Origin of the sequence: Shewanella sp. P1-14-1, from assembly GCF_001401775.1 — a bacterium.
GTDB classification, from domain to species: domain Bacteria; phylum Pseudomonadota; class Gammaproteobacteria; order Enterobacterales; family Shewanellaceae; genus Shewanella; species Shewanella japonica.
This window is the reverse complement of the sequence record NZ_LKTL01000005.1, coordinates 173,408-182,472: the sequence shown is the minus strand read 5'-3', so window position 1 is coordinate 182,472 and position 9,065 is coordinate 173,408. Positions and strand designations below refer to the sequence as shown.

Below are 9,065 nucleotides of genomic sequence, written 5' to 3'. Positions count from 1 at the left end.
AAAAAAGAGGCCAATTGGCCTCTTTTTTAAAACAATCAATAATTTTTATTTGTCTTCTTTAAGCCACTGAGCGGCAGATTTAGCAAAGTAGGTCAAAATACCATCAGCGCCAGCACGCTTAAAGCAAAGTAATGATTCCATTACGATGGCTTTTTCTGCTAACCAACCGTTTTGAATTGCTGCCATGTGCATCGCGTATTCGCCGCTGACCTGATAGGCAAATGTTGGTACTGCAAGTTCTGTTTTAACGCGGCGAACAATATCCAGATACGGCATACCAGGTTTAACCATCACCATGTCAGCACCTTCTTGAATATCTAATGCGACTTCGTGAAGTGCTTCATCACTATTGGCTGGATCCATTTGATAGCTGTGCTTGTTGCCACCTTTAAGGTTGCCTGCTGAGCCTACTGCATCACGGAATGGGCCATAATAGCTAGAAGAGTACTTGGCTGAGTAAGCCATAATTTGGGTATTCACATGACCCGCAGCTTCCAGTGCTTCACGGATAGCGCCAATACGGCCATCCATCATGTCAGAAGGCGCAACAATATCAGCACCTGCTTCTGCATGAGATAGGGCTTGTTTAACTAAGATTTCAGTGGTGATGTCGTTAAGAATATAACCTTCATCATCAATAATGCCATCTTGCCCATGAGTGGTGAATGGATCTAAAGCCACATCAGTCATCACGCCCAACTCAGGGAAAGCTTGCTTTAGTTCACGCACAGCACGCTGAACCAGCCCATCAGGGTTATAAGCTTCTTCAGCCATTAATGATTTCTTTTCTGCCGGAGTCACAGGGAATAAGGCAATAAGCGGAATACCTAATTCAACGAGTTCAGCCGCTTCTTTAAGCAATAAATCGATTGAATAACGTTCAACACCTGGCATAGAAGCCACTTGTTCAGTGCGATTGTTACCTTCAAGAATAAACATTGGGTAGATAAGATCATTCACCGACAATTTGTTTTCTGACATTAAACGGCGGCTGAAATCATGTTTACGCATGCGGCGCATTCTGCGCTGTGGAAACGCACTAGTAATAATATTCACATTCGACTCCTGATATTAATTTGCTCTTATTCGGACGAAAATAGGCTTACTTGGTTTCGTCCATTGCGCTTAGCTTGGTAAAGCGCTTTATCGGCTTGTTCAAGTAGCAGAGTTGGGTGTTCATCAGTTTCAATTACCGAAGCACTGACTCCAATACTTACAAAAAGGGGAATAGGGTTATTCTCCCAATCAATGGATAACTTGGATATTGCTAAGCGAACTTGCTCTGCTAACTGCATGGCTCCTTCACTATCAGTATTCGGTAATATAATAGCAAACTCTTCACCACCAAAACGTGACACCAGATCGGTTGGACGTTTTAAAAAATCTGAAATTGTAGTCGCAATCACTTTTATTGAGTGATCGCCAGCAAGATGGCCATGTTGATCGTTAATGTCTTTAAACTTATCGATATCAATCATTAATATCGCCAATGGTGTTTGTTGACGACGACTGATACGACCCTCAGCGGCAAGACGCTTATCAAAAGCACTACGGTTTTTCACACCCGTTAAACTGTCAATGGTATTCTGCTGAGTGAGTTTTTGGTTAGCTTCATTTAACTCACGTAAGGTCACTTCAAGTTCTAAGGTTCGCTGTGCCACCATTTGTTCTAAGCGCTCGTTCGCTTGCGCTTCAGCTCGTAGTGCTTCATCTCGGTTTTGTTGTAACCTTACCGCTTGTTCAAGCGCTTTTTTCTGCATTTGTAATTTTGCTTTGCGCTCATCGTTATAGCGCATAGCCAATACTGCTGACATGATAATGACCTCAAAGGTCAGCCCAACCATAATTGGAGTTTGCGGCAAGATTTGCCAGCTAATATGACCTAAATAGATTAATGCTGATATTAAAGAACCAGCAAATAAACCAATACGGCCTATGGCATGGAAGCGGGCGTTTTTAGTGCCTTTTAGAACTTGTATTATTGAAAATACAATTAAGGTAAAACTAATTAAAATGATTGATACACCCAGGAGGTATATGGTCACTTCAAAATTTAAAAATGAGATCACTAAGCTTAGGAATACACAATAAACTGCCAAGTAGCGCCCCATTAGCAACATGCGTTTATTATGATATTTAAGTTGCATAACCTTTTCAGTAAACATCAATGCAAAAGCCAATGCGATAGGGATCATCATCGGAATGATTAATTGCTGCAGTCCAGGCAATGAAGGCCAAATATACTGAAATGAAATACCATAAATACTCGTGACAATGATCGTTAAGCTCATGACATAACCACAGTAATAGCTGTAACTGAACGAGCCAGAAGCCAGTGCAATAAATAAACTGAATAAGCTAATTGCGATTAAAATACCAATTTGAAGCCCATGCACTAGGCTCTGGGTTTCTATCGCATGGCTAAAATCATTCTTGCTCCAAAGCACTAAGGGAATATTGAGTGTGCCACGATTATTAATTTTAAAATAAAAGGTATGCAGCTCGCCGGGTTTCATGTCGAATGGATATAGAAATAAATTACTTTGCAGCGGACGTTGATCAAAAGGCAGGCTATCCCCCATCAGTTCAACATTCTTTAAATCATTATCCACTAGATGAAACAACTTCAATCTATCTAACAGTGGGTTATCTAAGGCGATAATGCGTGACAATTGATCGTTAGGGTTATAAATACTGAAGCTAACCCAAGTATTTTTCGCTCCAATTGAGCGCATGTCTGCTTCGGTAAATTTATGCCAATTTTGCTTGTTGTTATTGTGTAAGGTGAGGGTAGCAAGCTCGGTTATATTATTGGAGTTATGGATGTAGAGCCAATCAGTGAGATCAATTTTGGTGATGGAAGATTCTGTTAATCTGAGAGGGGTATTTTTATGATCGTTTGTGTCAAAAACATCTTGATTATTAATCGCTGATACTTGAGTTTGGCTTTGTACATAATCATGATCGATTGCCATGCTCGCTGCGCAAAAAAGTAAGCTGAAAAGCGAGAACAATAATATGGCACTGTAGTGAGTTAGCGGTGCTCTAGGCATTAGTTGTTGCCTAGATTAAAAAAGTTAACGCTATTGCGGTAACAATGATCCGAAAATTGTTCATAGGTTTGCCCACGAAGCTGGGCAATATAGTCGACAATATAAGGTAAATATTGCGGTAAGTTTTTACTCGATTTAGGTTTAGGTCGCATACTTCTTGGCAACAGATAGGGGCTATCGGTTTCAACCATAATCCGGTTATCTGGAATCAGAGGGACAATACTGGCAAGTTCAGCACCACGCCTTTCATCACACACCCATCCCGTAATGCCGATATGAAGATCGAGTTCAATACATGCAAGTAGCTCATCTCTTGTTCCGGTAAAGCAGTGCAGTACAGCTGCAGGTAATTGTTGCCTATATTGAGATACTATTTCAACAAAGTCGTCATGGGCATCACGACAATGCATTAATACTGGCATTTGCAGTTTTACCGCTAAAGCCAGTTGGGCATCGAATGCTTCTCGTTGCTTGTCTCGAGGAGAAAAGTCACGATTATAGTCTAAACCGCATTCACCAATCGCAACGACATGCTCAGAGTCCACTAGGGATTGTAGCTCAGCTTTACTGAACTCATTCCAAGTACTGGCTTGGTGTGGATGTACTCCTGCCGTAGACAACAACTGCATTGGGTATTGCTGGCAAAGGGTGATGGCATCAGTACTTTCAGATAGGTCACTGCCAATAACAATCAGCGGAGATACATTTTTCTCCGCTGCATTGTGAATAATAGTGTCTATATCTGCTACTAACCGACTACTGAGTAGGTTAACCGCAATATCGATATGTTGAGACATAATTACTTGAGACGTTTAACTCGCATGGTTGAATTGCGGCCATCACTACCAAGTAAAAATGAACCTAGCGCGCCTTTTTTGATAAAGATGGTTTGGCCAGATTTGAGCTTATAGCGCTCAGTTCCTACTTGTTTCCAAGTTTGCTCATTGGCTAATGTCACAATTAATGAACCATAAGGATCTTTCTTTATGGATGACACTTCGGCATAAAGACGAACATCTTCTTCGTCATCAGCGACTTGTTTTAAGCCAAATTCCTGTTCATCTTTTTCAGCGACATTCTTCAAACCAAACTCTTGCTCAGCGGTGTTAGCACTCGCTTCAACTGGCGCTGTTGGCGTAACAGGTGCTGTGTTTGTTTGTGTTGACGTCACTGCAACTGCTGCAGGCGCAGTGACTGCTTTAGCAGTCTGGGATGTTGAAAGTGTAGATGTTGCTGTAGAAACTGAGGCCGCTAATGCGTCGTAACACATTAGACGGTCCAGTTTATCGGTATGATTGGCACATGTTGCCAATTGCTCTTCCACTGAGGCATGAGCTTGAGAAGTGATAGCCAAAGCAAAAGTGGCAACCAAGGTTAAACGCATAACAGAATCCTTCTTTATTATTGTTTTACTAGTCCATGAGTATTAAATGCATTACTTAGCTGTCAGTGCTTTCACTCTTAGACTCTTCGTTATCTGTATCTTCTTTTGGCGTGTATAGCTTAGCTGCTATGAGGCCGCCTTCAAATAATATTAACATAGGAACAGCTAACATTGTTTGAGAAATAATATCCGGTGGAGTGAGCATCATACCCACGACGAATGCGCCTACGACAATGTATGGTCGTTTTTGCTTTAATTCTTCGGGAGTGGTTACGCCAGCCCAACACATTAATACTACAGCAACGGGAATTTCAAAGGCTAATCCAAAGGCAAAAAATAGCTTCAGAATAAAGCTTAAGTAGCTACTGATATCCGTTGCAACGGTAACGCCTTCTGGTGCCACACTGGTAAAAAAGCCAAACACAACTGGAAAGACAATGTAGTACGCAAATGCAATTCCAAGATAGAACAACAGTGTACTACTGAATAACAGTGGTGTAATAAGGCGCTTTTCGTGCTTGTATAACCCCGGTGCGACAAAAGACCACGCCTGATATAACACATAGGGAATTGCCACAAAAAATGACAACACTAAGGTTAATTTAAATGGGGCGAAAAATGGCGCAGCTACATCTGTTGCAATCATGCTGCTTGTTTCAGGCAGTGATTGCATTAATGGGATCGCCATATAATGATAAATATCATTTGCCCAATAAACTAAACAGATAAATACCAGCAAAACACTGCCGATAGCTCTGAGTAACTTATTACGCAATTCAAGCAAATGACTAATGAGAGGTAGCTGTTGTGACATTGATTACCCGCTAGCTTTTGGTATTTGAACTGGTCGAGTCTGCTGCTTGCTCACTTGTTGTAGTGGCGCTTTCAGCTGGTTTTGCTGTTGCAGCATCTTTATTAATGTCCTCTACTTGATAAGGACGATTAACCGATTGCGCAGCATCTTTTAGCTGATCAATAGACTCTTGTAATTCAGGAGATAAGTTAGACAAACCTTTGCTTTCAGCTTTTTTCAGATCAGCATGTAGCTCTTCGATTTTAAGCTCTTGCTCTAATTCGTCTTTAACAGAGTTTGCCATTCGCTTTAATGAGCGAATCCACCCAGATATTGAACGTACTGCAGTCGGGAGTCTTTCGGGGCCCAATACCACTAGCCCCAAAATACCAATCAGCAGTAGCTCCATAAAGCCAATACCGTCAAACATAATGAATTACGCCTGTTCTTTGTCCTTTGACTCGGACTTTTGTTCAGTTGCCTGTTGAGAAGTTTTCGCTGTGCTTTCTTTATCTTCTAAAGACTTTTTCTCTTCGTCTTCAGGATTCATAGCATTTTTGAAGCCTTTAACAGCGCCACCTAAATCACCACCTAAAGAACGTAACTTTTTAGTTCCGAATAACAAAACAACAATTAACGCAATGATAAGAAGCTGCCAAATACTGATGCCGCCCATGAACATTTCCTCTATAAGAATAAAAACGTGATTTTGAATAAAGTCAAAATTATAACCTTTATTACATCGAGTATTATGAACCTCTAATGAATAAGTGCTAGTTAAAATTTACGATTCTTTGGTCTGGATCTCCATCCTGTGAGCCAAAGCACTATACCTGATGTGATACAAATATAAGAAGGCCATAGTGTAGCGTCTTGATTTAATAATAGTGTGCCACAGATCAACAATACAGCAGATGTTATTAATAAGTAATTGCTTTTATGGGCCTTGTGCTGAAATTTTAAATATTTATCAAGCATTTGCTGCTGAGTCCCCAGCAGTTTTCGGCCCACTTTTAGGTTGTCATAAATCAGTTCTGGGAATTCAGGTAACTTTTCTGCCCAGTAAGGACTTTTCATTTTCACTTTGTCAAAAATCGCTTTAGGCCCGACTTGTTCAGACATCCATTGCTCTAAAAATGGTTTTGCTGTCGACCACAAGTCAAGTTGAGGATAAAGCTGACGGCCTAACCCCTCAATGTAAAGTAATGTTTTTTCGAGTAAAACCAGTTGTGGTTGCACCACAATGTCGAATTGGCGGGCTGTGCGGAACAGCTCTAGTAACACGTGACCGAATGATATTTCATCTAATGGTTTATTGAACATCGGCTCACACACCACTTTAACGGCTTGCTCAAATGCCAGTACGTCTGTGTTTTCAGATACCCAGCCTGATTCAATATAAAGCTGTGCAATTCGTTGGTAGTCTCGGTTAAAGAAAGCAAGAAAGTTTTCAGCTAAGTATCGTTTATCGACATCGCTTAATGTGCCCATGATGCCGCAATCCATACCGATATAAAATGGATTGTCTGGGTGCTCACGGCTAATAAAGATATTGCCAGGGTGCATGTCAGCATGGAAAAAGTTATCGCGGAATACTTGGGTGAAAAATAGCTCTACACCGCGCTCTGCTAGTAATTTAAGGTTTGTGCCTTGGGCTTTCAGTGCTTCAACGTCTGATACAGGGATACCATAAACGCGTTCCATGACCATCAAACGAGGGTAGCAATAGTCTTCATAGACATAGGGTACATATAAGGCGTCAGAATCTAAGAAGTTATTGCGCAGTTTAACCGCATTAAGGGCTTCTAGATTCAGGTTTAACTCACCTAGTATTGTGGTGCGGTAATCATCAATTACTTCAGCAGGGCGTAGGCGGTTGCCTTCTCCTAACAGCTTTTCAAGTAGATCTGCAGCCTGACACATTAATTGTAAATCTGCTTGCACCTGTGCTTCGACATTGGGACGAAGGACTTTCAGTACCACTTCGGCGCCATTTTCTTTTAAATTTGCAGTATGTACTTGTGAAATTGAGGCTGATGCGAGCGGGGTTTCATCAAAGTTATCGAATAAGCTTTCGATTGGTGCTTTTAATTCAGCTTCAATAGCCTGTCTAGCGAGTGCTGAATCAAAAGGAGGGACTCTGTCTTGCAACATTGATAACTCATTTGCCCACTCGTCATTCAACAAGTCACGACGAGTGGACAACATTTGGCCCAACTTAATGTAGACAGGTCCTAGTTCTTGCATCGCCAGTTTTAAGCGTTCTGCTGCGGGTTTATCTTTGTGTTGATTGCGAAGCCAGAAGAAGCAATTGCGAAGCAAACTGAAGTACCAGGGGGTTTTCTTATTAGCAATAATCTCATCTAGGCCGTAATGCAATACAGTTTTGATGACTTGATAACCACGTCTGATACTGGCAATTGTCATGGGGTAATCTTTTCTCTTAGTGATGCAATTCTGTCCGCAATTGCATTGGTGTTATCTGCTAATTCTTCCAGATTATCACGAAAATGAATGAATTCTATTTGATGGGGGGCAAGACGGTATTCTTCGGTGGTTAATTGACCGACATGGGAACGCGATTTGTAGAATATGTCTTTAGCAGTGCTTGCAAGTTGCTGAGCCCCTGAAATCAACAAATGAGTGGGTGCATCACCGATATATTTTGATAATGGCTCCGCAAAATCTAACTCAATATGACGCAAGTAATGACTAAAACTTTGTAATAAGTTTATATCACCATCTAGTGTCAATTTGTCTTCTTTAATGAGCTCAGTCAGGCTGTCACCGTCAGTGACTTTATATAAGGTCGTGACATCGGCTGAAATACTGACATCCACTTCGCCTTCGTAGGCGTTGAGCACTTGAATCTGTTTGGCAAAAACAAAGTAAAGTGGCCATTCAACTTGGGTTAGTTGAATACGAAACACTTTACCGTGTAATTGTTTAAGCCGTGCATATTCACCCTTGTCTTGCGCTTGTAACTGCGCAATGGCCGTTTCTAATCCTGCACAAGCAAAGAGTGAAAAATGATTCGGTTGCATTAGAACTTGTAACCACGATGAAGTGCAACGACACCATCAGTCATATTGGTGTAATCGACTTGTTCAAAACCAGCATCAACCATCATTTGTTTTAATGTGTCTTGATCTGGATGCATACGAATTGATTCAGCAAGGTATTCGTAGCTGTCAGCATCTTGTGTAATTAATGCACCCATCTTAGGTAATACTTTAAAGCTATACATATCATACACTTTACGCATGACTTCATGCTGAGGTTTAGAGAACTCAAGCACTAATAACTTTCCACCCGGTTTTAATACACGGCGCATTGAGCGTAAAGCGGCATCTTTGTCGGTGACGTTACGTAGGCCAAATGCAATGGTAATGATGTCGAAGTAGTTATCAGGAAATGGCAATGCTTCGGCATTAGCTTGAACGTAGTCAACATTACCTACAATGCCTTTGTCACGCAGTTTAGTGCGGCCAACTTTCAACATAGAGTCGTTGATATCAGCTAAGATCACTTGGCCACGATCACCAACGAGGTGTGAAAACTTTGCGGTTAAGTCACCGGTTCCACCTGCTAAGTCCAACACTTTCATACCTGGACGTGCACCCGCTGTCGCAATGGTGTGACGTTTCCAGAAACGATGAACACCAAAAGACATCACGTCATTCATAATGTCGTATTTAGCCGCAACCGAGTGAAATACGTCAGCAACTAAGTCAGCTTTCTTTTCTGATTCAACGGTTTTATAACCAAAATGCGTGTTCTTTGGGTCGCCCTCAGACATTTGTGTATTCCTATAATGTGCGATAATTAACTGCGA

General features: G+C 41.3%; 10 protein-coding genes. All 10 read right to left on the bottom strand.

Going from position 1 to position 9,065, the window contains the following annotated elements; all coding sequences use genetic code 11:
* Window positions 1–45 precede the first annotated feature (45 nt).
* A complete protein-coding gene (hemB, locus tag AN944_RS05375) occupies window positions 46–1,056 on the bottom strand; it encodes a porphobilinogen synthase (RefSeq protein WP_055023568.1) in 1,011 nt (336 codons plus the stop codon).
* 26 nt (window positions 1,057–1,082) lie between these two features.
* Complete coding sequence (locus AN944_RS05370; RefSeq protein WP_225442112.1) at window positions 1,083–3,053, bottom strand: diguanylate cyclase; 1,971 nt, start codon at window positions 3,051–3,053, stop codon at window positions 1,083–1,085.
* On the bottom strand, window positions 3,053–3,850 hold the full coding sequence (locus AN944_RS05365; RefSeq protein ID WP_055023567.1) for a TatD family hydrolase: 798 nt from the start codon (window positions 3,848–3,850) through the stop codon (window positions 3,053–3,055). The genes AN944_RS05370 and AN944_RS05365 overlap by 1 nt, the downstream gene beginning before the upstream one ends.
* Before the next feature lie 2 nt (window positions 3,851–3,852).
* Window positions 3,853–4,437, bottom strand: coding sequence for a hypothetical protein (locus AN944_RS05360; RefSeq protein WP_055023566.1), 585 nt, complete (start codon window positions 4,435–4,437; stop codon window positions 3,853–3,855).
* A 55-nt stretch (window positions 4,438–4,492) separates the two neighbouring features.
* Window positions 4,493–5,251, bottom strand: coding sequence for a twin-arginine translocase subunit TatC (gene tatC, locus AN944_RS05355; RefSeq protein ID WP_055023565.1), 759 nt, complete (start codon window positions 5,249–5,251; stop codon window positions 4,493–4,495).
* A 10-nt stretch (window positions 5,252–5,261) separates the two neighbouring features.
* Entirely contained in the window at window positions 5,262–5,660 is a 399-nt protein-coding gene (tatB, locus tag AN944_RS05350; protein ID WP_055023564.1) for a Sec-independent protein translocase protein TatB, read from the bottom strand.
* A gap of 6 nt (window positions 5,661–5,666) precedes the next feature.
* On the bottom strand, window positions 5,667–5,906 hold the full coding sequence (gene tatA / locus AN944_RS05345) for a Sec-independent protein translocase subunit TatA (RefSeq protein WP_055023563.1): 240 nt from the start codon (window positions 5,904–5,906) through the stop codon (window positions 5,667–5,669).
* Between the two features lie 101 nt (window positions 5,907–6,007).
* A complete protein-coding gene (gene ubiB / locus AN944_RS05340) occupies window positions 6,008–7,657 on the bottom strand; it encodes a ubiquinone biosynthesis regulatory protein kinase UbiB (protein ID WP_055023562.1) in 1,650 nt (549 codons plus the stop codon).
* Window positions 7,654–8,274, bottom strand: coding sequence for an SCP2 domain-containing protein (locus AN944_RS05335; protein ID WP_055023561.1), 621 nt, complete (start codon window positions 8,272–8,274; stop codon window positions 7,654–7,656). Before AN944_RS05335 ends, ubiB begins: the two co-directional genes overlap by 4 nt.
* Complete coding sequence (ubiE, locus tag AN944_RS05330; RefSeq protein ID WP_055023560.1) at window positions 8,274–9,029, bottom strand: bifunctional demethylmenaquinone methyltransferase/2-methoxy-6-polyprenyl-1,4-benzoquinol methylase UbiE; 756 nt, start codon at window positions 9,027–9,029, stop codon at window positions 8,274–8,276. Before ubiE ends, AN944_RS05335 begins: the two co-directional genes overlap by 1 nt.
* Window positions 9,030–9,065: the final 36 nt, after the last annotated feature.